Raw genomic sequence first — 25,799 nt, forward strand, 5'->3', positions numbered from 1 at the left:
CAGCCTTTACACACCTCGATCGCCGCCGCAAAAAATCGGCGCTCCGCGATCACAGACTGGCGATCGCGCGCGCCATGATGCGTGCCGCCTCGAGCATGTGCGGTCCCGGTCGACCCGAGTAGCGCTCGTCGAGCTTCACCACGCGGCCGGCGCGGGCCGCTCGCAGCGCCGCGAGTCCGGGCCGGTGGATCAAGTTGTCCGGGTCGAGCTTGTCGACCGCCACCCCGCACCACGACACGAAGCAGATGTCCGGGTCGGCCGCGACCAGCTCGGCCGGCGTGATCTCGAGGCTCGCGCCGGGCCGGTCGGCGAACACGTTGACCCCCCCGGCCAGGTCGATGAGGTTGTTGCTGAAGCACGCGGCCCCGGGGGTGAACATCGGCCGCGGCCACCACTCGAGGTAGACCCTCGCCGGCCGCGGCGGCCGACGCTCGCGCAGCGCGGCCGCCTCGGCCTCCATCGCCGCCACCACTTCTTCGGCGCGGCCCGGCACCGCGAGGTCCGCCCCGGCCAGGCGCACCTCGGCGATCACGTCGGCGATCGATCGCGGCGCCAGCACCCGCTGCGGCACCCCCCGCGCGCGCAGCCCGGTGACGATCCGCTCCATCCCCGGCACCGAGAGCGAGCTGAACACAAGGTCAGGTCGCAGCTCGGCCACGCGATCCAGATCCGGCCCGAGGTCCGGCCCGAGGCGCTCGCACCTGGCCGTCTCCGGCGGCGAGTCCGACGAGTCCTCGCACGCGACCACGCGGTCGAAGCAGCCCAGGCTGGCCACCAGCTCGGCGTTCGACGGCGCCAGAGTGATGACCTTTCGGACAGCTTGCGAAGCGCTCGAACCGAGGTCGGACAACGTGAATCGTTCCGAGCAGATGGCATGTCCGTCCTCGTCGATCGCACGAAGCTCGCGAGAGCCGCGCGCGGCGAGCCAGGCGCGGGCCGCGTGGAGCAAGTCGGGGTCCTCCTCGACCGCGGTCCGGGGCAGCACTTGCCGACCCAGCGAGAACACCGCGACCTGTGCGTGACCTCCGCCGCGCGGCCGGAGCTCGAACGCCTGCACCGCCTCCTCGGCCGCGTGTGGCGGCGGCACCGAGGGCGAGCGGACGGCCACGAAACGGCGGGTCTCCCACTGATGCTCGGGCTTTCGCACGGTCGGGAGACTGGCTGCTGGATCCAGAAACGGCAAGGGGACCTGCCGCAACCGGCAAGATTTCTGCCGATTTTGCGGCGCCCGATCCGACTTCGGTTAGAGTGCCGGCACACAGGAGGACCTCTATGGAGATCTCGATCAAGGACGCCGCCGATTTGCTGGGCAAGAGCGAGCGCACCGTGCGGCACATGGCCCAGACCGGGCGCCTGCCTGCCCGCCGCGTCGGCTCGCGCTGGCTCATCGACCGCGACGACCTCATGTCCGGCAAGTACAGCGGCCACGACGGCGACGACGCCGCGGCCGAGGCTGCCGAGACCGCCGAGGCCGAGGCGCCGGCGACCGACGTCCAGGAGGACAACTTCGACGACGCCGAGGATGCTTCGACCTCGGCCGAGCGCCCCCGCCTGCGGTTCGACCGCGCCCTGCCGCCGGGCACCCCCTCGGTGCGCGCGCTCGACAGCTTCCACATCGCGGCCGACCTGCTGGCCGAGCTCGGCGAGCTCCGCCGCGACCTCCGCGACGCCTCCCACCTCCGCGACGCCGAGCAGAACCTGCGCGGCTTCATCCAGGCGCTGGCCGACGGCATCCACGCCGACCTCGGCGATCAGCCGGAGCGGTTCCGGGCCGCCCGCACCCAGGTGTGCGCCGCGCTGACCGACCTCATCCACTTCAACGTCACCCACGACAAGCCGGACCTGACCCCGCTCGTCGACCGCATCGAACACGAGCTGCTGAGCTCGTTGCAGGTCCTCATCGGCACCGCCGACGAGCGCTCGAGCTGGCGCTACCGCGTCCGCGGCCTCGCCGAGCGGACGGCCGCGCGCGTGTTCTCGCGCCTGCGCGGGATCGCCGGCGAGGGCCGCGTCGGCGCCCGCCTGGCCGCCCTCGAGGAGCGCTTCTTCGGCGCCTCCGCCCCCGTCGCGGTCAACTGAACGTCGTCCTGGACGAGCGCGGTCGGGCAGGTCCTTCGGGACATGTCCGGCCGCACATGTTTTTAAAGTCAGGCATCGCGGGCGGCGCGCGCGCGATACGACCTTTTGACTTGTTCGTCCGCTCGACCCGGATCAGAACTCGGGCGGAGGAACCATCATGCGAATCCCGCCTCCGCGCCTCATCTTCTGGATCGTGGCGGTCTCGTGGATCGGCGGCTGTACCCCGGGCCCCGGACCCACCGACCCGGACGGACCGATCATCCGCACCCCCGAGCCGAAGCCCGTCTCGCAGCTGCCGGCGCGACAGCTCGCCGCCCTCGGCGACGCCGCCCTGCTCCCTGCGCCGCAGTGTCACGCCTGCGGCGACAGCAGCTGTGCCCGCAGCACCCCCGACGACGTCTGCTTGGTCCAGTGCAGCACCTCGGGTGTGCGCCGCTGGGACCTCGGTCAGCTCGCCGACCAGGAGTGCGACCCCGCCGCGCACAATTTTTGCGAGGCCAACGGCCTCGGCCGCGTCCTCGACTTCTGTTGGGGCGGCTACTCCTGAGCCTGCGCTCGCTCGCGGCCGCCCGTCGGGTGACTCACTTGCGACCTGTTCGTGAGGACAGGTCGTCGGGCCTGCCGATCACTCGGCGGACTTGGCCCTCGACGAGCTGGCCGAACCACCTGCCCCTGAGGACAGGGGGTCCGCTCGCGGCGGCCGACGACGCGCTCACCGGCCGCGAGCGGCACCGGCCCTCGTGAGCCGATGCCGCGCCGCGACCTCAGCTGATCTTCTCGCCGGGCAGGCTGCGCGGGTCGAGCTCGAGCACCGTGATCGCATCGTCCTTCGCCCCCGACGCGAGCACCATGCCCTCGCTGACGCCGAACCGCATCTTGCGGGGCTTGAGGTTGGCGAACACCACCACGTGCTTGCCGACCAGCTGCTCGGGCGCGTACGAAGCGGCGATCCCGCTGAAGATGTTGCGCTGTCCGAGCGGCCCGAGGTCGATCGTCAGCTGCAGCAGCTTGTCGGAGCCCTTCACCCGCGCCGCGGTCAGCACCTTGCCGACGCGAAGGTCGACCGCCGAGAACGCCTCGATGCTGGCCTCGGCCGCCAACGGCTCGACCGTATAGGCCGGCACTTCCGGGGCGGCCGGAGCCGGCTCGCCGATCGTCTCCTTGCTGGCCTCGACGATCGCCTCGATCTTCTTGGGGTCGATGCGCTCGGCCAGCGTCACGTACGCCCCGACCACCAGGCCCTCCGGCAGCGGCTCGATCGCGTTGACGAAATCGAGCGGGGCCGCAAGGCGCAGGCCCTCCTCGATCGTCGCCGCCCACTTCGGCAGCACCGGCTTCAAGATCGCCGCGATCACCTTGCTCGCCCACATGCCCGCGGTGCAGACCGCCCGCGCTCGCTCGGGGTCCTTGCCGATCACCTTCCACGGCTCCTGCGCCGTGATGTAAGCGTCGAATTCGCCGCCGATCTCGATCGCCAGGCGCAGCGCCTTGGCCGACTCGAAGTTGGCGTACAGCCCCGGCACCTGCGCCAGCGACTCACGCGCCTTCGCCATCAGCGGCTCGGCGTCGGCGGGGATGGGGCCGAGCTTGCCCTCCAGCCGACCGACGAGGAACTTCTGACAGCGGCTGGCAAGGTTGGCCGCCTTGTTGACCAGGTCGGTGTTCACCCGGCTGACGAAGTCGGCCAGGTCGAGGTCGATGTCGTCCTGATCCGGCCCGAGCTTGGCCGCGAAGTAGTAGCGGAGGTAGTCGGCCGGCAGGTGGTCGAGGTACGTGCGCGCGAGGATGAAGGTCCCGCGCGTCTTCGACATCTTCTCGCCGTTGACGGTCAGCCAGCCGTGTACGTTGATCCGCGTCGGCGTGGTGTAGCCGGCCGCGTGCAGCATCGCCGGCCAGAACAGCGTGTGGAAGTAGACGATGTCCTTGCCGATGACGTGGACGATCTCGGTGTCCTGGCTCTGATCGGCGCGCCAGTACGACGCGAACGAGGCGCGATCGGGGTGCTCGTCGCACCACTTCTGGGTCGCGCCGATGTAGCCGACCGGGGCGTCGAACCACACGTAGAAGAACTTCTTGCCCTCGTAGCCGGGGATCGAGAAGCCGAAGTAAGGCGCGTCGCGGGAGATGTCCCAGTCGCGCAGGCCGTCGTCGACCCACCGCATCACGTAGTTGCGAACCGCCGACTGCAGCTTGGTCGAGTTCAGCCACTCGCGCAGGAAGCCCTCGAAGCGGCCGAGCGACACGAACACGTGCTCCGACTCGCGCAGCTCCGGCGTGGTCCCGCAGATCGCACAGTGCGGATCCTTGAGCTCGGTCGGGTTGTACGTGTGACCGCACTTCTCGCAGACGTCGCCGTACTGGTCGACCGAGCTGCAGTACGGGCACGTCCCCTTGACGAACCGGTCCGGCAGGAACATCTGGTCTTTGGGACAGTAGAGCTGCGGGACATCGCGCGTCTGGGTCGTCCCGGCCGCCCGCATCTTCTCGTAGATGAACTCGGCGTGCTTGCGGGTCTCGTCCGAGTGCGTGGTGTAGAAGATGTCGGACTCGATGCCGAAGTCGCGGTAGACCTGCGCGTGCTCGGCGTGCATGCGCGCGACCAGGTCGGCCGGTTCGACGCCCTCACGCCGGGCGCGCAGCTCGATCGGCGTGCCGTGGGTGTCGACCGCCCACATGAAGATCACGTCCTCGCCGGCCAACCGGCGCGCCCGCACGTGGACGTCGGTCTGGATGTACTCGAGCAGGTGCCCGAGGTGGGGCGAACCGTTGGCGTACGGGAGGGCGGCGGTGACGAGGACGCGGCGCGGCATCGCGGGCGCCTATAGCACGCTTCGCCCGCTGCCGGCGAGGAAGGCCGCCGGAGCGGCCCGAAACGGCCTCAGGCGTCGACCGGCTCCGGCCCCCGCGCCTCGCGGGCGGCGGTGATCTGCGCCTCCAGGCCCTCGAGCTGCTCGAGCAGCCCCTTCGCGGTGGTGCAGCGGCGCTCCATCTGCGCCACGAGGTCGCCGACCTGGTTCGACAGCACCTGGATCAGCTCCGGAAACAGATCGACGGCGGCGTGCCTGAGCACGCGCGGCGCCTGCAGCAGCGGCATCACGTTGCCCGGCGTCTCCGAGGCCAGCGCGATCTTCGACTCGAGGATCTTCACCGTCTTGATGACGAGGTGGTACTCGCCCTGGACGCGCAGGTAGCCGAGGAAGCACAGCTCGATGACTCGCTTGCCGTCGCGACCGGTCGACATCGACTCCTGCAGCGGCCGCGGGTGGACGTAGTCCATGCCGATCATCAGGCGGCCCAGGGCCTTGTCGATCGCAGAGATCAGCGCGTTGAGCTGATCGGACCCCTCGTTGAGCCGCTGCGCGGCTTGCCCGAGCTGGTTTAGCCTCTCGTTCATCACGGATCCTCGTGTCTGCCCGTCAGGGCGAAGTTGCCGGCTCCCGCCGGAGTGGCTCTCGCCACCACCGCGACGGTACCGCTGCGGCGGTCGCGGCGACAAGCCAGCGGCCGTGGCGACAAAAGGCGCGGGCCTGCGCCCGGTCCGGTTCCGCGCCGACGAGCCTGCGCCGCGGCCGCGGGAAGGCATGTGCGAGTGGTTCGCACGCGCTGGCAACCGGGCGAGCGCCGGGCGAGCTGCGGCGCCCTGCGCACCGACGGCCGCGCGAGCGGCACGCGATCAGAAGTCGATGTTGTCCTCGACGCGCAGGTCGACCGTGTTCTGCCAGCGCGGCAGCGAACCGCCGTACATCAGGGCGTACGCGGCCTGCACCTCGAGCACGCGGCGGGTGTAGTTGGCCGTCTCGCGGAACGGGATCTCGGCGATGAAGACGTCGAGCTCGAGCGGGGCCGAGGTCGAGCCCTTGGCGGCCAGCCAGCGGGCGACGTTGAACGGGCCGCCGTTGTAGCTCGCGTAGGCCAGCGCGGCCTGGCCGTGGAACTTGTGCAGCAGCTCGGCGAAGTAATAGGCCGACAGGCGCACGTTGTGCTCCTCGTCGAACAGCGCGTCGACGTCGAACGACTCGCCGAGGCGCGCCGCCAGCTGCTGCCCGGTCCACGGCATGATCTGGATCGCCCCGCGCGCGCCCGACGACGACACCACGTGCCGGCGGAACCGCGACTCGGTGTACATCAGGGCCCACAGGTGCGTCGGGTCGAAGGCGCGGGCAGTGGCCTCGCGCTCGACCGCCTCGCGGAACGCCCGCGGGTGCCAGCGCGCCTTGTACGAGCCGGCCGTGGCCGGCATCAGGCGGCTGCGGCGATACGGCTCGTCGAGCGCCCACGTCAGCGCGAACAGCCCCTCGCGCAGCGTCTCGCCGGCCCCGCGCTCGCGCACCAGCTTGCGCGCGTCCTTCGGCAGGCCGAGGCGCGGCTGCTTCCACGTCGACTTCCAGCTCAGCCCCACCACCAGGTCTTCGTGGCGCGGGACCCAGCCGCCGCGATCGAGCCCGTAGAGGCCCTCGTAGGCGTCGACTGCGACCCGCAGCTCGCGGCGCGCCTCGTCGAGCAGACCGGCGGCGTGGAGCGCCGCGCCGCGGGCCAGCGCCGGGAAGGCCCAGCCGAACTCGCCGGCCAGCGCCTCGAAGGTCGCGCGCGTGGCCGCGAAGTCGGGCGGCGCGTTCGACTCCGCGGGCACCGGGGCGAGCGCCGGCAGCGGTCCCGGATCGGCGCCGATGTCGAGCAGCCGCTGGCGCGCCTGCAGGCCGTAGTAGCCGAGCGGATCCTCGGCCACGAGCTGTCGCAGCAGCCGCTCGGCCTCGCCGCGATCGGGGGTCTGCTCTTCGCCTGCGTCGCCTGTCGCCTTCGCGCCGGTGCCGGCGGCCAGCAGCGCGCGGGCGCGGAAGTAGCGGGCAGCGCGGGCCTGGTCGGCCGGCAGGCGGCGCTCCGCGCTGGCGAACGCGGTCGCAGCGGCGTCGAAGTCGCCGAGGCGGAAGTCGAGCCAGGCGTCGAGCCACAGCCCCTCCCCGCGCTGGCGCTCCTTCGCCTGCGTGCGCCCGAGCAGTTCGCGCGCCTTCTCGTAGCGGCCGCCGCGGACCGCCTGGCGGATCGCCTCCCACAGCGCCGCGCGCCCGGCCCCGCCCTTGCGGCCGGCCTGCTCGGTCCAGATCGCCAGCGCCTCGTCGTAGCGCCCGGCCTTGTCGAGGCAGCGCAGCAGGTCGCCGCGGAGGTCGGCCGAGGCTGACTTTTTGGACAGGACCGAAAGGTCATCCGCGCACGCGCCGTAGTCATGGGCGCGCGAGGCGGTCGACGCCCGCGAGCGCAACGCGACCTCTCGGACATGTCCCGGAGTTTTGGAATCTTCGACCAGGTCGGTCAGCACCCGGCGCGACAGCGTCATGTCGCGCGAGCGGCGGGCCGCGGCCGCGCGGTCGAGCTGCTCGGCCGCGCTGTAGCGGACCGGGCGCCCGAGCTCCGCCAGCGCCGCCTCGGCGCCGACGGCCGCCTCCGTGCCGGCGCGCCAGATGGCCACGGTGCGCAGCGCCTTGACCGCGTCGGCGGTCTTGCCCTCGCGCGCGATCGCCTGCGCCCGCAGCAGCTCGAGGCCGGCGGCGTCGGGGTGCTCGGGGTAGTCGCGCAGCACCTCGGTCAGCGCCTTGACTGCGCGGCGCGCCGCCGCCTGGCCCTCGATCGCCGCCATCGTCCGCGCCCGCGCCACTCGCATCGGCGCCGCGTTGCGCACCGGCTCGTGGTCGATCGCCCGCTCCCACGCCGCCACCGCCTGCTTGCGCAGCGCGTCGGCCTCGGCGCCCGGGGCCGACGCCGCCGCCTCGACCAGCGCCTGGGCGTACTCGTGAAGCACCACCTCGTGCGGCCACGACTTGGCCGGCCGCCGCTCCGCCGCCAGCTCGGCCAACGCCTGGACCGCTTCGGCCGGGCGACCCAGCTCGCGAGCGGCGCGGGCCTTCGTCAGGCGCTGCACCGAGGCTTGCAGCGACCCGGCTGCCGCGGGCTCGTGAGCCAGGCGCGCGAGCGCGGCCTCGGGTTCGCCGCGCGCCAGCAAGGCCGCCGCGGAGACCTCCGCAGGCGCCTGGGGCGGCAGGGCGGCTGCCGGTGGGGTCGGCGTCCCTGCGGTCGGGGGTCGGGCGCTGAGGGGGATCTGATTGACGCCCCGATGCACGCGCTCGGCTTCGGGGGTGAGCGCCGCGGGGCGACAGGCGAGCAGCGCCGTGGTCGCCATGCACAGCGTCAGGGCAGACATCCGCTTCGGGTGGCTCGCCGGCGCCATGGTCCCCTCAAACTAGCACAGCCCCCGGGACGCGCCGAGAAACCGGTCCCCCGCCCCGGCCGCGAGGCGCCTGTCCCCAGAGACCGGTCCGGCCCAGGAGAGGCGCGAGGACGAAGCGTACAGCCGCAGTCGCGGCGGCCTTTCGCGCCGGAGCGCCGCGATCGATCGCCCGGAGGACCGAGGATGACGAGGGCGTCACCCGCGACCTCCTGCTCGCGCCGCAGTACCCGCGGCCGATCGACCCGGCGAGAGGGAGCCGATCCCAGGATCGCGGCCCCCTTCCGCGCCGCCGCGATCACGGCCGAGCGCCCGTGCGACACGAGGTCCCCGCGGTCGCGGCGGTCTCTCCGTTCGCGCCGCCGGACACGCCCTTGCGAGGCGAGGTCGATCCCGCCGTCGCGGCGGCCTCCCCGTTCGCGCCTTTACACGCGGCCGAGCGGTCCTGTGAAACGAGGACGCCCCCTGCACTCACGACGGTCTCCCTCCGCGCCGCGAGAACGCGGCCGAGCGCTCCCGCGAGACGCTCGCGGCGGCCTCCCCGTTCGCGCCCGTACACGCAGTCGAGCGCTCCTGCGACACGAGGCCGATCTTCTCGGGATCGCGGCGGCCTCCCCGTTCGCCCCGCCGTGAATCGCTCGCGCGACGGCCGGCGCGCGAAGGATGGAACGCGAGCGTCGGCGCGATCGCGGCCCGCCTCGGGCCGATCACCAGCGCGCCGCTGTGGCCGCGGACCTGGGGCCATGCGGCACGCGGCGCGCGGGCAAGTGACAGTGGAAGCGCGCGACATGACCCTACAGACATGTCCGAAGGGCTCCCACGAAATCGCATCAGGTCGGCCCGCCCGCGATTCACCGTAGTGGACGTGGTTGCGGTCGAATTCGCAGAAGTGATCGGGGCTCGGGCGAAAATGTGGGCCGTCCGCGTGCGGACCCGAAAATGCACCGAGCGATAATGTTGCGACTGCTGTGCTCGCTTTTTCGGTTTGACAAGCACCGTCGGCACGGACAAGAATGGAAGCGTCGGTCGGTCCTCCTCTCTGCACCCCGGTGCACGGCTGCCGGCCGCGATTCAAGCCCGAGCATCTCGGTCTTGATAAGCCGGCAGTCTTCGGTCCTTCGCGGCTGAAGCGTGTACCGTGGTGAGAGGAGGCCCGATCGAATTCGAGGTGTGTTGTTGAGGCGTGAGCGGGCACGGATGAGGACCGTGCCCGCTTTTTTTCATGCTCGCGGTGGTTGTGCCTACATCGTGACCCGCGGTCCTGACCGGCTGTCACGTGGAGACTGCAGCCTGCCCCGATCGCGGCGACCTGCACGGGCCCAGGCCGCCGCGGGCGGGCCCGCTCACGGGGCCTTGAGCGTCACCGTGTAGTCGCCCGCGCCGCTGGCCGACACGACCTGCCAGGTGTAGTAGCCCGCGGTGCCCTGATAGTTGATGGACTCGTTGTTGGTCGGGCCCTCCGACTTGGCGACCTTGGCCCAGGCGGAGCCGTTCCACTTGTAGAGGTAGAGATCGAAGTCGGCCCCGGCCGGACCCGCGAGACAGCCGGTGTGCGCCCCGCTCTTGCTCGTGGAGTAGTACGAGCCGCTCGGCTGGAACTGCTCCTTGCCGCTGCCGCTCAGGTTGCCCTTGAAGGGCGTGCCCGAACAGGTCTGCCCGCCGCCGTCGCCGCCCCCGCCGTCGCCATTGGGGCCACCCGGCACGCCCACCGCCGTCCACGCGGCATGGACCGCCGCGACCGCCTCGGCGTCGTAAAGCTCGGAGGCCGCCTGAGCCGTCGCGTCGCGAGCGTCCTGGAACGTCGCGTTGGAGTTGAGGTAGTTCGTCAGCGCGCGGTAGAAGATCTGCGCCGCCTTGTCGATGCCGAGCGCCGGCACCACCGTCGTCGTCTTGTTGCGCGGGTGCTTGCCCCCCTGCGACAGCAGGTAGAACGCCAGGTTGGCGATGCCCGAATTGATGTGGACGCCGCCGTTGTCCTGCTGACCGGTGTAGCGCTCCGGGTAGTAATCGTACGACTGCCCGTCCTGGGTCGGATTGGCCATGTAGCGCATCGCGTCATTGGCCACACCCGGGGTCCAGCAGGTCTCGGCGAGCAGCCAGGTCTTGGCCGACACGCCGTTCTTGAAGGCGTCGGCGGCCGCCGCCATGATGTCCGACATCGCCTCGTTGAGCGCGCCCGACTGGTTCTGGTAGACGAGGCTGGCCTCGTACTGCGTGACCGCGTGGGTCAGCTCGTGGGCCACCACGTCGAGGTCCTGCGCGAACGGGCTGGCGTAGTAGCCGTCGCCGTCGCCGTAGACCATCTGCTGGCCGTTCCAGAACGCGTTGACGTAGTTCTTCGAGTAATGCACGGTCGAGTGGATGGTCGCGCCGGCGGCGTCGAAGCTGTCGCGGCCGAACTTGCTCACGTAGAAGTCGTAGACGACGCCCGAGAGGTCGTTGGCGGCCTGGACCACCTTGTCGTCGCTCGCGCCGCCCTCGCTGACGACCAGCTTGCCCGGCAGCTTGGTGCCGTTGTTGGCGTCGTAGACCTTGCGGTTCTTGGCGTGGTGGATCTGCGGGTGGCGGGCCACCATCTCGCCGCTCACGGCGTCCGCGAACACGATGTCGCGCTGCGGCCCCTCCTCGTCCTCGTACTCGACCACCGCCTGCCAGGCCAGCCGCGGGCCGGCCTCGGTCACCACGTAGACGAGCTCGGGCACGTCGACGCTGGCCCACTCGGCGGCGAGGCGGTCGGCCACGGCCTCGATCGCCTCGTCGGGATCGAGCGTCGGCGCCAGCGGCAGCGCCTCGGCCGGGACGACGCGGCCGGTGACCGCCTGGACCTGCCCGCTGGCCGCGTCGGCGTGGACCGTCAGCTCGCCGCCGACCACCGGCAGGTCGTGGAGGTACTGCCGGAAGCGCACGTGGACCTTGCCGAGCGAGTCGGTGTGGTGGCGGACCGCCTCGAGGTCGGTCTCGTCGCCGAGGCGGAACACCGGCGCCATGTCGGCCAGCCAGCCGCGGGCGCTCTCCCGCACGTTGCCGCCGCCGGTCAGCGTCCCGAGGTCGCCGGCGATGAAGCGCGGCACGCCGGCCTCGTCGGCCTGCACCCGGTCGACCCGCGGCAGGCGACCGAGCGCCTGGCTCTGCGACCACACGAACGTCGCCGTCCCGCCCGCCGAGGTCGCGGCCTGGACCATCTCGCCGTCGAGCTCGAACGCGAAGTCGGCGGCCGCTCCGGCGGTCTGCACGCCCCAGCGCGCGCCGTGGCGGAGCAGCAGGTCCTGCACGAGCGCGGGCCGCTCGTCGCCGCTGCGCACGGATACGCGGGTGAAATCGATCGGCCCGTCGGTCAACGCGAAGCGCACTGCCCCTTCGGACAGGTCGATCTCGAGGACCTCGCCTGGGCCGAGCGCCGCCACGTCGTCGGCGGTGACGGTGCGAGACTCGGTTTCGACGGCGATTCCCCCCTCTTGGCAGGCGGACAGCAGACAGGCGGAGACGGCAGAGACGATGATGCGACGAGCGGACATGAGACCCCCTTGAGCCATCGGACAGGGTCTAAAGACCCTGGCCGAACGGCCATGGTGAAAAGGACATTGCCGGAGAGGCAGCCTCAGGTCAGCTCACCTGAGACCGCACCACCATAATCGTCGCCTGCTGCGCAGCGCAACCATTCACGCACCCCCGGATCACGCCTTTGTTCGGTGAGACCGCGAGCACAAAGAGGCCGCACGGACGCACTTCACGCGGAGGGGGACGAAAGCCAAAATACAAATTTTTCGCGGTCTGGACAGGTTTTGGAGCTAACTACGACGATCACACGATCGGCGTTCGCGGCGCCGACAAGAAAATTGTAGATCAAATTACGTATTCTTCCTCTATTGATTAGAGCGCACCTCACCGCAATGCATGATCAACAAACCATGCTCACAGGTCTGAGGTCAGAGGAGATCTCCTCTACTCGCCGGCGGCGGTGTTATCGCCGACGTCTCCAGGCTTCGGCGCGCGGCGCGACCACAGCCAGTAGACAGGCACACCGGACAGCACGATGGCGCAGTCGACGACGAATTCCCGCGGCTGCGACAGCGCGTAGTTGCCGAGCAGGAACACGGAGGCGGCCAGGAACAGCAGCGGCACCCACGGGTAGCCGAACGTCCGGTACGGCCGCGGCAGGTCGGGGCGCGTGCGCCGCAGGACGAACACTGCGGCCACGCTGAGGGCGTAGAACGGCCAGATCCCGATCACGAATTGCCCCGCCAGCTCGGCGAAGCTGCGCACCGAGACGAACACGATCCCCAGCGCGGCGCCGAGGACGATGCTGGCCGAGGGGGTGCCGTGGCGCGGGTGGACCTCGGCCAGGCGGCGGAAGAACAGCCGGTCCTCCGCCATGGCGTAGAACACCCGCGGCCCGGTCATCATCGAGCCGTTGAGAGTGCCGAAGGTGCTGACCATGACGGCCGCGGCCACGAGAGTGGTGCCGAGCGAGCCGATCAGGGCGGCGGCGACATCGGCGGCGACCAGCGGGGCGCCAGCCATCTGCTCCAGCGGGATGACCCGCAGGTACACGAGGTTGGCCGCGAGGTAGAGCGCGACGACCGCAGCGGTCCCGAGGATGAACACCCGCGGGAGCGCGCGCTGCGGATCGCGGACCTCGCCGCTCACGAAGCCGACGTCGCACCAGCCGTCGTAGGCCCAGAGGATGGCGACCATCGCCAGGACGAACGCCCCGTCGGCCGCCGGCGCAGCGGTCGCAGGCACCGGCGCCGTCGCCTCCGGGGCCAGCAGGAGGCCGAGCGCGACCAGGCCGAGCAGCGCCGCGACCTTCAGCGCGGTGCTGACGTTCTGCACGAGCGCCCCGAACTCGACGCCGCGGCGGTTGACCGCGGCGACCGTGGCGATCATCGCCACCGCCACCACCTGGGCCCGCGACAGCGGTCCGAGCACCGGCGGCGCTCCGTCGACGCCGAACGTGCGCAGCAGGTACTCGGCCGAGGTCACCGCGATCGCGCCGTACGCAGCCGGGCGCAGGATGAGCAGCTCGGCCCAGCCGAACAGGAAGGCCGGCAGCTTGCCGAACGCCTCGCGCAGGTAGACGTAGATGCCGCCGCTACGCGGATAGAGGATGGCCAGCTCGGCGACGGTCAGTGCGCCGGCGAGGGCGACCACGCCGCCGGCGACCCACGCGAGGACGAACAGGGTCAGGTCGTCGATGTGGCCGGCGATCTCCGCCGGGGTCCGGAAGATGCCGCTGCCGATCGTCGACCCGACCAGCACCGCGACGGTGCTGGCGAGGCCGAGCTTGCGAGGCAGCCGCTCGCCCCAGGGGTCAGGGGCCTGCATGGGCGACTGATAGCGCAGTTCGCAGCGGCGCAGAAGTTCCTCGCGGGGGCCTCTGCGGGCGTGCAGGCGCGTTCGCGGATTAGCTGGCTCTCGGGTCATGTCGCGGGACGAGCCGGGCTCGCGGCGAGCATCTGCCGCCCTGGCTCTTGGCCTCGCTGTGATGAAGCGCCGGAGTCGGGTGGCATGGCCTGGGGTCGAGCGCGTTCGCGCGGCGCGTGAAAGTGTCTATTCGGACATGTCTCCGGCACCGTGACGCTGGGCCACCTCACGCGCGCCGACCGCCGATTAGAGAACGAGGCTATCTATATTAGGAGGCAGCACCTGTTCGCCTCGGTTCGAACTCCGTCGCCCCGGACCTCGATACCCGCGCGTTCAGCACCGCCTCGATGGCCGCGCGTCCACCACTCGTGTTCGCCCGCGGGTGATGGCTCGCGCGACGACCGCCGAGTGAGACAGCTCGGAGAAAGGCGCGACTGCTCCCTCTCGCCAGCCGCCAACGACGACGGCGACATCGGCCACATCGACGATGACGAACAGGCCGCCGGCATCTCGCACGGCGCGTCACGACGCCCGCTCCGTCGCCCTGCCCTCGCCCATCGCACGCCACTCGTGTTCGTCGGCACCCAGCGAGAAAGCGCCGAAGGCCCGGCGTGCGCCGGGCCTCCTGGACTTCGAGACAGGCTGTCCTTCGGGACAGCCTCGCCGATCAACCCGGCTCGAGGACGAACGGGTACGAGACGATGACCGAGCCGCCGCCCTCCGGCTTGGGGAAGGTCCAGCGCTTGACCGCCTGGGCGATGCAGGAGCCGACCGCCGGGTCCTTCATCGTGCTCTCCTGGACCACCGCGGTGGGCACCTTGCCGGTGCCGCCGATGGTGAACTGGACGGCGACGCGGCCCTTGGCGTTGGGGTCGCGGGCGAGGGCCTGGTTGTAGCAGTAGCGGACCTCGTTGATGTGCGCGCGGACGATGCGGCGGATGATGTCCTTGTCGAGCGCGCCCTGGACCTCGGCCTTGGCCTGACGGACCGTCGGGACGCGGGTGCCGCGGCCGCCGAAGCCGGCGCCAGCGCCACGGCCGTAGCCGGAGCCCGTGCCGCCGCCGCCGCCCTTGCCGATGAGGCCCGTGTTGCCGAGGCCGATCGTGCCCTCGCCGGTGCCACCGCCGCCGCGGCCGGTGCCGACCAGGCCGAGGCCGCCGACGCCGTACGCCTCGCCGACCTCCGTGCCGGTGAGGCCGCCCCACACGTCCGCGTCGTCGTTGCCGACCGCGAACGCGCCGCCGTACGGCGAGGCGAGGAAGTGGCCGCTCTCGGCGCTCATCACCCCGAGGATGCCGGCCTGGCGCGCGGCCATGTCGGGGTCGAAGTTACGGGCCATCTGCGGGATGGCGTCCTTGGGGCCCTTCATGGCGTAGAGGCCCGACTTGCTCTTCGAGGTGGGCTTGCCCATCTTGCCCTCCTCGCCCTTGTGGCGCTGACCGGTGCCGCCGGCCTCGTCGTCGGAGTTCTCCATGTCCTCCGGCGGCGGCTCCTCCTCCTCCGGCGGCTTGTCGGGCTGGTTGAGGTAACCGACGAAGCGGTTCTCTTCCATCATCTCGTCGAGGCTGAGGTTGCCGGCCTCGTTGGGGATCAGGTGCGTGAGCACCAGCAAGCTGCCGATGACCACGAACGACGCGCCGTTGTAGATCCAGAACGGCTTGTCGGTCTCGCTGCCGCCCTTGATCACCGCGCCCGGCGCGACCGAGTTCACGTAGAAGGTGACGTCCTGGTACTTGACCCGCGCCGTCGCTCCGGGCGGCAGCGGGAAGCTGAACGACGAGCCCTGCGAGCCCGCGCGGCCGGTCGCTACCAGCTGCTGCAGCGTGATCGTCTGGCCGTCGAAGGTGACCTCGCCGCTCATGTTCTGCGTGAAGTTGAGCGCGAACTCGTGGTCGCTGCCGCGGACCAGCGGGAAGCCGTTGGGCTCGGGCAGGCCGGCGGGCGGCACGTGGAACGACGCGCCGTGGCCCTCGCCGATCGTGAAGTTCTTGTTGACGTAGTCGCCGGTGCGGATGAGGCCCATGCTGAACGGCACGAGGCCCGCGATCGCCAGCAGCATGCCGATCGCCGCCAGGCCGTTTCCGGGCGGGGTCGGGCGCGGCGTGCCCTGCTCGATCGAGTCCTGGACCTTCTTGCCGTAGCCGGCCCAGTCCTGGTTCACGTCGCTGAAGAACACGCCCACGCCGGCGACCAGCATCACGCCGCCGATGGCGAGGAAAATGGGCGCCTGCGACTTGCGGTTCTTCAGCTGGCCGACGTGCTGCACGTCGAGCACCGTCGAGCCGTACATCGCCACGACCTCGGCCACCCGCGAGCCGCTCTGAACCTCGACCTCGCTGAGGTCGATCTGGATCGGGGCCCGCGTCGCCATCGGCGCCGCAGCGAGCGGAGCCGCCGCGACCGCGGCCGCCGCCACGGCCACCGGCGCGGCCACCTGCGCCGGCGCCGGCGCAGCCGCGACCTGCTGCTTGGCGAAGCCGACCTCGAGGCGGTACGGCCCGAAGTTCAAGGCGTCACCGTCGTGCAGCACCGCGTTCTTGTCGATCCGCTGGCCGTTGAGCACGGTGCCCGCCGCGCTCCCGAGATCGATCACCCGCACCTCTTCGCCGGACACCTCGATCACGGCGTGCATGCGGGCCACGGCCTCGTCATCCAGACAGATGTGGCTACTCTTCAGTTTTCCGATCTTGATAACGTCTTGCGTCAGCGTCTGCGTATCGACGAGCTGATCGCCGTAAAACACTTTGATGGCGAGCGTCTTGGTCGTTGTCATCGTCCTTGCCCCGGTCGTGTGGCGCCTCGGACACGGCCTTTTGGGGCTTGTTCCCGAGGCCCGCGAGCTTTTTTCGCGCCCGCGCGGGGCGTCTGCGCCGGCGCACGTCCGCGCGCGGACTCGGGCTTCGGGCGCGCCCCTGCGTCCGGCCACGCGTCCGCGGCTCGCGGCCGGCCGCGGCGGCTTCGTGATACCGTGACCCGAGGCGCCGTCCGTGCCCGGATCCGGGCGAGGCGCGCCTGCTGCCCCTCTCACGCCCTCGCCCCGGCATGACCTCCGACCTCGCGCCCCCCTCACCTCCCGGCCCGAGCCCGATCCTCACCCTCCGGATCAGCGTCCGCGGGCTATATGACAGCTGGACGCACTGCCAGCGGCTGGCCGATTACATCGCGCGCTTCGTCGCCTCCGATCGCTTCGATCCCGAGCAGCTGACCACGCGCCTCTCGACCTATCTCAACGAGGTGCTCGAGTACGTGTTCCGCGCCCGGCCGAGCGAGGGCGAGATCGTGGTCGAGGTCGGGCGCACGGACGAGCACGTGATCGCCGAGCTGACGATACCGACCGACGAGGCGCTCGCGCAGCGGCTGCGCGACGACCTCGGGCGGGTCGCGCCGGCGGACGCGCGCGCGCGCTACGAGGCCGAGTTCGAGTCGATGATCCTGCGTCCGCCGGCCGAGGTCGGGCTGCTCGAATTGGTCGCGCTCCACGGCGTCGAGCTCACGCTGCGCGAGGGCGACGGCGCCGGCGTCATCGTCCTTACTGTCCCGCACGAGTGAGCCGAGCTGGGTATGGAGAACGAGCAACCGTTTTCGATCCGCTTCAGCGAGAACGACCAGGAGGTCGCGCTCGAGGGGACGCTGCGGCCCGCCGGCCCCGAGGCGTTCGCGCCGGTGCGGGCGCGCCTCGACCACGCCGCCGACGCCGTGCGCGGCGTCCTCTACCTCAACTTCAAGCGCCTGCGTTACCTCAACCACACCGGCTTCCTCGAGCTCGCGCGCTTCATCGCCGCCTGCGCCGAGCGCCACCCGAGCCTCAAGCTCAAGCTCGTCGTCTCGAGCGTCGTCCCGTGGGCGCCGCTGCGCTTCGGCTTCCTCGGCGCGCAGTTCGGCAACACCATCGTCGAGCAGTACGACAAGGCGTTTTACCCCGGCCAGGGCGTCATCGAGAACGACCAGCTCGTGCCGGTCCTGCGCACCCAGACCAACATCGTGTGGTCGCACGAGCGCGAGCTGCTGCGCCGCCACGGCCTCGGCAAGCGCATGCGGATCGCCGACATCTGCTGCGGGATCGGCGACTTCGCGGTGCTCGTCTACAAGGAGTTCGAGCCCGCGTACATCGTCGGCGTCGACCACTCGCGGCCCTTCCTTCAATACGCGCAGCAGATGGCCCGCGAGTTCGGCATCACCGACATCGAGTATCAGTTCGGCGACGCGACCCACCTGTTCTTGCCGTCGAACAGCTTCGACTTCGTCACCTCGCGCCTGGCGCTGCAGATCTTCAACGATCCGTCGAGCATCTTGCGCGAGCTGGTGCGGATCTGTAAACCCGGCGGTCGGGTCTACCTGACCAACGAGATGACGGTGCACAACTACGGCTACCCGCGCCACGAGTCGGTCGCGTGGACCTACCAGCACGCCGTGAAGATCGCCCAGAGCCTCGGCATGGACATGAACTTCGGGCCCAAGATGTTCTCGCTGCTGACCGACATGGGCTTCGAGGACGTGCGCATGGAGCAGATCCCGATCACCAACAACAACACCGCGATCGACGACTTCGCGCGGGTGATCGAGAGCTGGGAGGAGTACGTCACCGGCGAGCTGTCGACCGCCACGCAGCAGCCGCCGGAGGTGGTCGAGCGCCTGCGCATGGGCTTCCGCGATCACGTCTACGCGATCCGCAGCCGCCGCGGCTTCGCCACCTGGCCGATCTACGTCGCCTCCGGCCGCAAACCGGAGCGCTGACGGCCCTCGCCGCTCGACCGCATGGCCACCACGGGCTCAAGGTTCCGCACCAAGTTCGTCCTCGTCGCCGGGGTCGGGCTGGTGATCGGGCTGACGCTCGCGGCGCTGGCCTCGCTGAAGGGCATCCGCGTGCTCGGCGGCGACGCGTCGGAGGAGATCCGCAAGGGCCTCGAGCGGGCCAGCCGCGAGTACCTCACCAACCACATCGAGGACACCGCGCAGCGCGTCGAATTCCTGCGCGGGCGGGCGCGGGCCGAGCTCGGCGTGCTCGCGGCAGTCACCCAGACGCTCATCGATCGGCAGGCCGACCTTGCGCCGCTGACCGCCGCCGCCGCTGCTGCCGGGCCGCTGCGCGACGCCCTCGTCTATGACCCGCGCGGCGACTGGTCGCAGACCGAGGCCGGTGAGCCGTCGGCGGTGGCAGTGTGGGGCTACCTGCACGCGCCGGCCGACCCGAAGCAACCTGGCCTTCGGGACATCAAGCCCGAGGTCCGCGCCGCAGTCGAGCAGACCGCCCTGCTCGACCTGCTGCTGCCCGCGCTGCTGCAGTACGGGGCCGAGAAGCAGGCCATGTACTTCATCGGCCCCGAGGGCGCCGAGTACCTGCGGATCGCCCCTTACGCCGACGCTGCGGGCCACGCCGACCAGCTCTATCCCGGCCACAACAAGAGCCCGTTCTGGAGCTTCTACTTCCCCGGCATCGTCGACGGCTGGCGGCGCTGGCTCCCCGATCCCGCGCGCATGCGCGACCCGGCGGCGCAGGTCACCGGCACCGCGCCGTACACCGACGCGGGCGGCAGCGGGGCCATCATGACCATGTTCCAGCCGCTGTGGGACGCCTCGCGCGCGCGCTTCGCCGGGGCCGTCGGCGTCGACGTCACCCTCGGTCAATTGATCCGCTACGTCCAGGACCTCGAGCTCGCCGGCTCGGGCTTCGCCTTCCTCGCCCAGGAGAACGGCAACGTGTTCGCCGTCAACGCCGACGGCCAGGAGATCCTCGGCCTGCAGCAGGCCAGCGGCTCGTCGGGTGCCGGCGTCGACATCTTCCAACAGTTCCTGCACCAGTCGCGCGACCCGGCGATCCAGGCGCTCGCGCTGCCCAGCGGCGATACCGTCGACTACCGCGACCCGGTAGCGATCGGCGGCAAGGACTACGTCGTCGTGCTCAAGCGGCTCGATCCGTTCAACGTCTGGTCGGGTTCGACCGACATCGTGCCGGAGCGCTGGACCCTCGGCTTCGTCGTGCCTGCCGCCGAGATCTACGCCTCGCTGCACAAGGCGCAGGACACCATCGCCGCCAGCAGCCGCGGGATCCTCGTCAGCCAGATCGTCATCACTCTGGTCGCGCTCGCGGTCGTGATGTTCGGGATCCTCCTGGTCTCGCGACGCATGACCGGCGCGCTGGTCGACCTCGCCGCGGGCGCCGGCAAGATCGCGCAGAAGGACTACGACGTGCGGGTCGACGTGCGCAGCGACGACGAGTTCGGCGCGCTCGGCCGCGCCTTCAACCAGATGGCCGCCGAGATCCGCGCGTATACGCACGATCTCGAGCGGCTGGTCGAGCAGCGCACCGCCGAGCTGCAGCGGGCCTCCCGCGAGATCATGGCGCTCAACGAGCGGCTCAAGCAGGAGAACCTGCGCCTCGGCGCCGAGCTCGACGTCGCCCGCCGGCTGCAGCTCATGGTGCTGCCGCAAGAGCGCGAGCTGGCCGAGCTCGAGGGCCTGGACGTCGCCGGCTACATGCGGCCCGCGGACGAGGTCGGCGGCGACTACTACGACGTCCTGCGCGCCGGCGACGGCGTCAAGATCGGCATCGGCGACGTCACTGGCCACGGCCTCGAGAGCGGCGTGCTGATGCTGATGATCCAGACGGCCGTGCGCACCCTGCAGGCCGCCGAGGAGCGCGACGCGGAGCGCTTCCTCAACATCGTCAACAAGGTCCTCTATCAGAACATCCAGCGCGTCGGCCTCGACCGCACCGCGACGCTGGTGCTCCTCGACTACGCGCAGGGCGTGCTCCGCCTCACCGGACAGCACGAGGAGGCGGTGGTGGTCCGGCGGGGCGGCTCGATCGAGCGCATCGACACGGTCGACCTCGGCATGCCGGTGGGGCTCGAGGTCGACATCGCCGCGTTCATCGCCCGCACCGAGCTGCGCCTGTCGCCGGGCGATGTCGTCGTCCTGTACACTGACGGCATAACCGAGGCGGAGGACATCCACGGCGAGCTGTACGGCATCGACCGCCTGTGCGAGGTGGTGCGCCGGGTCCACGAGCGGCCGGCGGCGGAGATCAAGCAGGCGATCGTCGACGACGTCATGCGCTTCATCGGCGCGCAGAAGGTCTTCGACGACATCACGACGGTGGTGATCAAGCGGCGCTGAGGCGCTCTAGGCGGACGGAGAGTATGGACGGCATCATCGGCGAGTACAAAGAGCCCACCGACGCTGGACCGCGCGTCATGCTGACGTTTTACCCCGGGGCGTTCCCGGTCAAGTGGAACCAGTGCAGCGTGGCGGCCGACTTCTTCGCCGAGTACTTCGCCGACGTCGGCGAGGGCGGGCTCACCGAGGAGGCCGAGCGGCGCGACTTCGTCGGCAGCGTCGGCTACGTGCTCAACGAGCTGATCGAGAACGCGGTCAAGTTCTGCGCCGGCGGCACCGTCGTCATCGACGCGGGCGTCGAGGCGGGCGAGTTCGTGGTCGTCGTCAGCAACCAGGTCTGCGGCGACGCGGTCGACGGCCTGCGTATCAAGTTCGCCGAGCTGCTCGACGGCGATCCCGCCGAGCTCCTGATGCAGCGGGTCGAGGAGAACGCCGCCAACCCCGAACTCACGACCTCGGGCCTGGGCTTTCTCACCATGCTGTCGGACTACAAGGCCCGGCTCGGCTGGCGCTTCGACCCCGCCCCTGGCAATCCTGACAACGCGCTCCTCAAGACCGCCGCCCGGCTACAGGTGAAATCGTCATGACGGACACAACTACGCGACCCTCCGGGTCGGACACCGACATCAAAGGCCCCGGCTATCGCGTGTGGTTCGACGCGCCCGCGCGCACGGTCCACTTCGAGGGCGTGCTCCGCCTCAGCACCAGCGAGTACAAGCCGATCGAGGACCTGCTCGACCGCGTCCTGCTGGCCAACCCCGCGCTCGCCCTGCGCATGACCGAGCTGCAGTTCCTCAACAGCTCGGGCATCAACATGCTCTACAAGTTCGCCATCGCCGCGCGCAAGAAGGGCGAGACCGAGATCAAGGTCCACGGCTCGTCGACCATCCCGTGGCAGGGCAAGTCGCTGCCCAACCTCAAGAAGTTCCTGCCGACGATCGTCATCGCCCTCGACTGAGCCGGCCGCCCGCATGCTCACGGATGACCCGCGCTGGCGGCGAGCCCTCGCCGACCCCGACGCCGCGGCCGAGCTCCTGGCCGACCCGGCCGCGCGCGCCGAGTTCATGGCCGCCGTCGCCACCCTGCAGGCCGAGCACGACGACCTCGTGCTGCTGCACGACTCGACGCTCGAGCACGCCAACGAGATCGAGGAGCAGCTGGCAGTCAAGATCGAGCAAGTCGAGGCGCTGGTGGTCGAGCTCGAGCTGCGCAACACCTTCATCCGCCAGGTGTTCGGCCGCCACGTCACCGACGAGGTCGTCAATACGTTGCTCGCCTCGCCGGAGGGCCGCCAGCTCGGCGGCGAGCGGCGCACCCTGACGATCCTGATCTCCGACCTGCGCGGCTTCTCGACCCTCTGCGAGGGCCTGGGCCCCGAGCAGGTGGTGGCGATCCTCAACATCTACCTCGGCGCCATGGCCGACGTGATCGGCGAGTACCGCGGCTCGATCAACGAGTTCATCGGCGACGCCATCCTCGCGGTGTTCGGCGCCCCGGTGCCGCAGGAGGACCACCCCGAGCGCGCGGTCGCCTGTGCGATCGCCATGCAGCGGGCGATGGGCCGCGTCAACGCCGCGCTGGCCGAGCACGGCCTGCCCGCGCTCGAGATGGGCATCGGCGTCCACACCGGCGAGGTCGTGGTCGGCAACATCGGCTCGAACCGCCGCGCCAAGTACGGCGTGGTCGGCCGCCACGTCAACCTGACGTCGCGCATCGAGAGCTACACCGTCGGCGGCCAGGTCCTGATCTCCGAGTCGGCCGCGCGGGCCCTCGGCGACCGCCTCCGCACCCGCGGCTGCTTCGAGGTCCGGCCCAAGGGCGTGCGCGAGCCGATCACGATCCACGACGTCACCGGCGTCGACGGCCCGTTCGCCATCCACATGATCGAAGAGGCCGCCGCGTGGCGGGTCCTGGCCGAGCCGCAGCCGCTCGTGTTCACCGCGCTCGAGGGCAAGGACACCGGCGGCCAGGAGTTCCCGGCGCTGCTCGTGGCCCACGACGAGCGCCACAACGCCGAGCTGCGGGTCGCCGCCCCGCTGCCGCTGCGCGCCGACCTCAAGCTCGTGCTCGCCGCCCTGCCCGGCGTCGACGCCTACGCCAAGGTCGTCGCCGCCGGCCCGGGCCGCGCGGTGGTCCGCTTCACCGCCCTGCCCCGCGCGCTGCAAGAGCTGCTCGACTCCCTGCCCGCGCGCGAGTGAAGCGCCGACGGGAAGTCCCCGAGGACATGTCGCCTCGGACATGTCCCGGAAGACCTTTCCCGCAGAGCATGCCCCTTCGGACATGCCCTTTCGACCATCAGTCGCGGCGGGCCAGCAGCGTCGCGTGCATGTCGCTGCCGTCGAGGCTCTCGTCGAGCGGCTCGTCGATGTCGATGATCACGCTCTCGCCGCCCGAGCTCGTCGGCGGCGGGATCGGCGGGACCGAGCGCGGCGCCACCGAGCCCGGCGGGGCCTCGACGGGGGCGCTCCGCGACCCGCGACCCTCGACGCCGGCGAAGCGGGCCGCCAGGGTGCGCACGAACGCGCCCATCCACGGCTTCATCGACGTCAGCTCCTCCTCGATCAGGTCGCTGGTGATCTTGGTGAGCGTCGCGTCCTCGACCACCAGCACGCTGGCGGTCCGGCGCGAGGCGGCGAAGATCGAAGTCTCGCCGAACACGTCGCCCGGCCCGAGCCAGCGCAGCGACACGTGGTGCCCCGCCTCAAGCTTGTAGACCTCGAGCCTGCCGGCCAGCACGATGTAGGCCGCGTCGCCGATCTCACCCTCGCGGATCACGTGGTCGCCGGCGGCGAAGCGGACCGTCTGGAAGCTGCCGCTGCCGCGCAGCAGGCGGACGATGTCGGCCTGCAGCGCCGCCACGCTCGGGTAGCGATCCTCGGGATCGCGGCGCAGCGCCCGGGTCACGATGCGCACCAGCTCGCGCGGGAACGGCACCGCGACGTGGCTGTCGGGCGGGGCGAACTTCGCCTCGCGCGCGAGGATCAGCGCGTCCATCGCCGTGCGCGCCTGGTACGGCGGCCGCCCGACCATCATCTCGTAGAGCAGCGCCCCCATCGAGAACACGTCGGCGCGCTCGTCGAGCGGATGGCTGTTGGCCTGCTCCGGCGACATGTACGACGGCGTGCCGAACACCAGCCCGTCGGTCTCCGACGGCGGCAGCGGCGGCAGGGCGTCACGGACCCACCGCGCCTCGTCCTCGGCGGAGCGCAGCGGCAGGATCTGGGCCCCGCCCCAGTCCATCAGATAGACCTGGCCGTAGGCGCCGACCATCACGTTGGCCGACTTGATGTCGCAGTGGATCACCCCGCGGCTGTGGGCGAACGACAGCGCGTCGCACACCTTGACGAAGATCTCGAGGCGGTGGAACAGCCGCTCGTGGTCGGTCGCCGGCTCGCCGCCGATCAGCGCCTTCAAGCTCTGGCCCTCGACCAACTTCATCGTGAAGTAGAGCTGGCCCTGCTCGTCGCGCCCGAGCTCGTGGATCGGCACGATGTTGGGGTGGTCGAGCTGACCGGTCACCTGGGCCTCGCGCAAGAACCCGTGCACGAGGATCAGGTGGTCGTAGGTCTTGGCGTGCATGGTCTTGGCGGCCATCCGCCGCTGCAGCACCTCGTCGAACGCGAGCCGCACCGAGCCCATCCCGCCGCGCGCCAGCTCGTCGCCGAACGACAGCCGCGGCACCTGGTCCGGCAGCGCCGCGCGGATGAGGGCCTCGAGCCGCTCCTCATAGGAGAGCGGGGAGTCGCGGTCGAACAGCCGCTCGAGCGCGGCGCTGGGGGGCGAGCCTCCGGGGCGGCGACCTGGCATGCGGGGCCACGATACAATGGCGCCTCGGCGGTGGTACACCGGGACGGCCGGCATGGACCTGCGCACTGCCCTCGTCACGCTCCGCCTGCGCCACCCGTTCGGCCTGTCGCGCGGCACCGTGAGCGAACTGCCGAGCTTGCTCGTGCGCCTTGACCCGGGCGACCCGGACGGCGCCGCAGCGGACGGCCCCGATCGCCGCGGCCTCGGCGAGGCCTCGCCCGTGCGCTACCTCGGTCAGTCGGCGATCGCCGCCGCGCCTCTGGCCACAGCGATCGCGGCCGAGCTGTCCCCCGAGATCCTCGCCGACCCGCGCGCGATCGCGGCCGCCGGCCCGCGCATGCGCGAGCTCGCCCCCGATCACTCCGCGGCCCGCTGCGCCGTCGACACCGCCCTGTGGGACGCGGCCGCGCGCGCCCGCGGCCGCTCGCTGGCCGAGCTGCTGGCCGACCCCGACGTGCTCGATCGGGCAGGTCTCGATCGCCATGTCCTTTCGGCCACCTCGGGGGCGACCGTCACCTCTTACACGATCGCGCTCGACGAGCTCCCGGCGATGGCGGCCCGCGCGGCCGCGGCCGCGCACCTCCCGGTGCTCAAGATCAAGCTCGGCAAGGGCCGCGAATTCGACCGCAAGGCCGTGCGTGCGATCGCCGCCGCCGCCCCGAACGCCCGCCTGCGGGTCGACGCCAACGGCGGCTGGACCCCGGACGACGTGCGCGACCTGCTCCCGCTGCTGATCGACCTCGGGGTCGAGCAGCTCGAGCAGCCGCTGCCTGCGGGTCGGCCCGACCTCCTCGCGGCGCTCGCGCGCGACTGCCCCCTGCCGATCTACGCCGACGAGGACGTGCAGGGCCCGGACGACGTGGCGGCGCTGCGGGGCCGGGTCGCGGGCATCAACGTCAAGCTGATGAAGTGCGGCGGGATCTCGCCGGCCCTGGCGACGATCGCCGCAGCCCGGGAAAACGGCCTGCGGGTGCTCGTCGGCTGCATGATCGAGACCCGCGTCGGGCTCGCCGCCGGCGCCGCCCTGGCCCGCCTCGCCGACGAGGCCGACCTCGACGCCCACATGCTCACGCGGGCCGACCCGATGCCGCCGGGGAGTCAAGAGCGGCTCGCGCCCGACCTGCCGCGGCTTTGCGGCCCCGGCCTCGGCGTCCCGCCCGGGGCGTTGCCCGCGGACGGCGACCCGGGGCCCGGGCGCGTGGCATAATCCACGCTC

General features: G+C 71.1%; 17 protein-coding genes. 9 read left to right on the top strand and 8 right to left on the bottom strand.

Annotation, left to right across the window (positions count from 1 at the left end; genetic code table 11):
• Positions 1–49: 49 nt before the first annotated feature.
• The gene (locus OV090_RS29675) at positions 50–1,147 is read right to left on the bottom strand and encodes a helical backbone metal receptor (RefSeq protein ID WP_267708004.1); all 1,098 of its coding nucleotides are present in this window, start codon (positions 1,145–1,147) and stop codon (positions 50–52) included.
• Between the two features lie 125 nt (positions 1,148–1,272).
• Between OV090_RS29675 and OV090_RS29680 the strand changes: the two genes are divergently transcribed.
• Complete coding sequence (locus OV090_RS29680) at positions 1,273–2,079, top strand: helix-turn-helix domain-containing protein (protein WP_267708005.1); 807 nt, start codon at positions 1,273–1,275, stop codon at positions 2,077–2,079.
• A 157-nt stretch (positions 2,080–2,236) separates the two neighbouring features.
• Complete coding sequence (locus OV090_RS29685; RefSeq protein WP_267708006.1) at positions 2,237–2,626, top strand: hypothetical protein; 390 nt, start codon at positions 2,237–2,239, stop codon at positions 2,624–2,626.
• A gap of 217 nt (positions 2,627–2,843) precedes the next feature.
• On the opposite strand, the gene metG is transcribed toward OV090_RS29685, so the two are convergent.
• The 6 genes from metG to OV090_RS29715 all read right to left on the bottom strand — a co-directional run bounded on the left by metG (position 2,844) and on the right by OV090_RS29715 (position 16,433).
• Entirely contained in the window at positions 2,844–4,889 is a 2,046-nt protein-coding gene (gene metG / locus OV090_RS29690; protein ID WP_267708007.1) for a methionine--tRNA ligase, read from the bottom strand.
• Positions 4,890–4,957: 68 nt separating this feature from the next.
• Positions 4,958–5,473: a hypothetical protein gene (locus tag OV090_RS29695; protein ID WP_267708008.1), complete on the bottom strand. Its 516-nt coding sequence runs from the start codon at positions 5,471–5,473 to the stop codon at positions 4,958–4,960.
• A 279-nt stretch (positions 5,474–5,752) separates the two neighbouring features.
• Positions 5,753–8,299: a lytic transglycosylase domain-containing protein gene (locus OV090_RS29700; protein WP_267708009.1), complete on the bottom strand. Its 2,547-nt coding sequence runs from the start codon at positions 8,297–8,299 to the stop codon at positions 5,753–5,755.
• 1,340 nt (positions 8,300–9,639) lie between these two features.
• Positions 9,640–11,811 (bottom strand): M4 family metallopeptidase, encoded by a 2,172-nt coding sequence (locus OV090_RS29705; protein WP_267708010.1) that lies wholly within the window; start codon positions 11,809–11,811, stop codon positions 9,640–9,642.
• 427 nt (positions 11,812–12,238) lie between these two features.
• Positions 12,239–13,621, bottom strand: a complete 1,383-nt coding sequence (locus OV090_RS29710; protein ID WP_267708011.1) for an amino acid permease — start codon at positions 13,619–13,621, stop codon at positions 12,239–12,241.
• Between the two features lie 706 nt (positions 13,622–14,327).
• The gene (locus tag OV090_RS29715) at positions 14,328–16,433 is read right to left on the bottom strand and encodes an AgmX/PglI C-terminal domain-containing protein (RefSeq protein WP_267708012.1); all 2,106 of its coding nucleotides are present in this window, start codon (positions 16,431–16,433) and stop codon (positions 14,328–14,330) included.
• Between the two features lie 269 nt (positions 16,434–16,702).
• Here OV090_RS29715 and OV090_RS29720 point away from each other — a divergent pair, with 269 nt between their 5' ends.
• From OV090_RS29720 to OV090_RS29745, 6 genes are read left to right on the top strand one after another with little or no spacing between them, the layout of a single operon-like run.
• A complete protein-coding gene (locus OV090_RS29720) occupies positions 16,703–17,209 on the top strand; it encodes a hypothetical protein (RefSeq protein ID WP_267708013.1) in 507 nt (168 codons plus the stop codon).
• Between the two features lie 12 nt (positions 17,210–17,221).
• Positions 17,222–18,394, top strand: a complete 1,173-nt coding sequence (locus OV090_RS29725; RefSeq protein ID WP_267708014.1) for a methyltransferase domain-containing protein — start codon at positions 17,222–17,224, stop codon at positions 18,392–18,394.
• Positions 18,395–18,415: 21 nt separating this feature from the next.
• Positions 18,416–20,776 (top strand): SpoIIE family protein phosphatase, encoded by a 2,361-nt coding sequence (locus OV090_RS29730; RefSeq protein ID WP_267708015.1) that lies wholly within the window; start codon positions 18,416–18,418, stop codon positions 20,774–20,776.
• A 23-nt stretch (positions 20,777–20,799) separates the two neighbouring features.
• On the top strand, positions 20,800–21,363 hold the full coding sequence (locus tag OV090_RS29735; protein WP_267708016.1) for a hypothetical protein: 564 nt from the start codon (positions 20,800–20,802) through the stop codon (positions 21,361–21,363).
• Entirely contained in the window at positions 21,360–21,734 is a 375-nt protein-coding gene (locus OV090_RS29740) for a hypothetical protein (RefSeq protein ID WP_267708017.1), read from the top strand. The genes OV090_RS29735 and OV090_RS29740 overlap by 4 nt, the downstream gene beginning before the upstream one ends.
• Before the next feature lie 13 nt (positions 21,735–21,747).
• Complete coding sequence (locus OV090_RS29745; protein ID WP_267708018.1) at positions 21,748–22,974, top strand: adenylate/guanylate cyclase domain-containing protein; 1,227 nt, start codon at positions 21,748–21,750, stop codon at positions 22,972–22,974.
• A gap of 97 nt (positions 22,975–23,071) precedes the next feature.
• Here the strand turns inward: OV090_RS29745 and OV090_RS29750 are convergent, their stop codons facing one another.
• Positions 23,072–24,583 carry a serine/threonine-protein kinase gene (locus OV090_RS29750; RefSeq protein WP_267708019.1) on the bottom strand — a complete coding sequence of 504 codons (1,512 nt, stop codon included), beginning with the start codon at positions 24,581–24,583 and terminating at the stop codon, positions 23,072–23,074.
• Positions 24,584–24,635: 52 nt separating this feature from the next.
• On the opposite strand from OV090_RS29750, the gene OV090_RS29755 reads away from it, so the two are divergent.
• On the top strand, positions 24,636–25,790 hold the full coding sequence (locus tag OV090_RS29755; protein ID WP_267708020.1) for an enolase C-terminal domain-like protein: 1,155 nt from the start codon (positions 24,636–24,638) through the stop codon (positions 25,788–25,790).
• Positions 25,791–25,799 lie beyond the last annotated feature (9 nt).

This window comes from Nannocystis sp. RBIL2 (genome assembly GCF_026626745.1).
Classification (GTDB): Bacteria; Myxococcota_A; Polyangia; order Nannocystales; family Nannocystaceae; genus Nannocystis.

Bases quoted from the DNA above. Each gene is read 5' to 3' on its own strand.
- OV090_RS29730 (WP_267708015.1), top strand. From the start codon at position 18,416: ATGGCCACCACGGGCTCAAGGTTCCGCACCAAGTTCGTCCTCGTCGCC.
- OV090_RS29710 (WP_267708011.1), bottom strand. From the start codon at position 13,621: ATGCAGGCCCCTGACCCCTGGGGCGAGCGGCTGCCTCGCAAGCTCGGC.
- OV090_RS29740 (WP_267708017.1), top strand. From the start codon at position 21,360: ATGACGGACACAACTACGCGACCCTCCGGGTCGGACACCGACATCAAA.
- OV090_RS29725 (WP_267708014.1), top strand. From the start codon at position 17,222: ATGGAGAACGAGCAACCGTTTTCGATCCGCTTCAGCGAGAACGACCAG.
- OV090_RS29755 (WP_267708020.1), top strand. From the start codon at position 24,636: ATGGACCTGCGCACTGCCCTCGTCACGCTCCGCCTGCGCCACCCGTTC.
- OV090_RS29680 (WP_267708005.1), top strand. From the start codon at position 1,273: ATGGAGATCTCGATCAAGGACGCCGCCGATTTGCTGGGCAAGAGCGAG.
- OV090_RS29735 (WP_267708016.1), top strand. From the start codon at position 20,800: ATGGACGGCATCATCGGCGAGTACAAAGAGCCCACCGACGCTGGACCG.
- OV090_RS29695 (WP_267708008.1), bottom strand. From the start codon at position 5,473: ATGAACGAGAGGCTAAACCAGCTCGGGCAAGCCGCGCAGCGGCTCAAC.
- OV090_RS29700 (WP_267708009.1), bottom strand. From the start codon at position 8,299: ATGGCGCCGGCGAGCCACCCGAAGCGGATGTCTGCCCTGACGCTGTGC.
- OV090_RS29750 (WP_267708019.1), bottom strand. From the start codon at position 24,583: ATGCCAGGTCGCCGCCCCGGAGGCTCGCCCCCCAGCGCCGCGCTCGAG.
- OV090_RS29685 (WP_267708006.1), top strand. From the start codon at position 2,237: ATGCGAATCCCGCCTCCGCGCCTCATCTTCTGGATCGTGGCGGTCTCG.
- OV090_RS29720 (WP_267708013.1), top strand. From the start codon at position 16,703: ATGACCTCCGACCTCGCGCCCCCCTCACCTCCCGGCCCGAGCCCGATC.
- OV090_RS29745 (WP_267708018.1), top strand. From the start codon at position 21,748: ATGCTCACGGATGACCCGCGCTGGCGGCGAGCCCTCGCCGACCCCGAC.
- OV090_RS29715 (WP_267708012.1), bottom strand. From the start codon at position 16,433: ATGACAACGACCAAGACGCTCGCCATCAAAGTGTTTTACGGCGATCAG.
- metG (WP_267708007.1), bottom strand. From the start codon at position 4,889: ATGCCGCGCCGCGTCCTCGTCACCGCCGCCCTCCCGTACGCCAACGGT.
- OV090_RS29705 (WP_267708010.1), bottom strand. From the start codon at position 11,811: ATGTCCGCTCGTCGCATCATCGTCTCTGCCGTCTCCGCCTGTCTGCTG.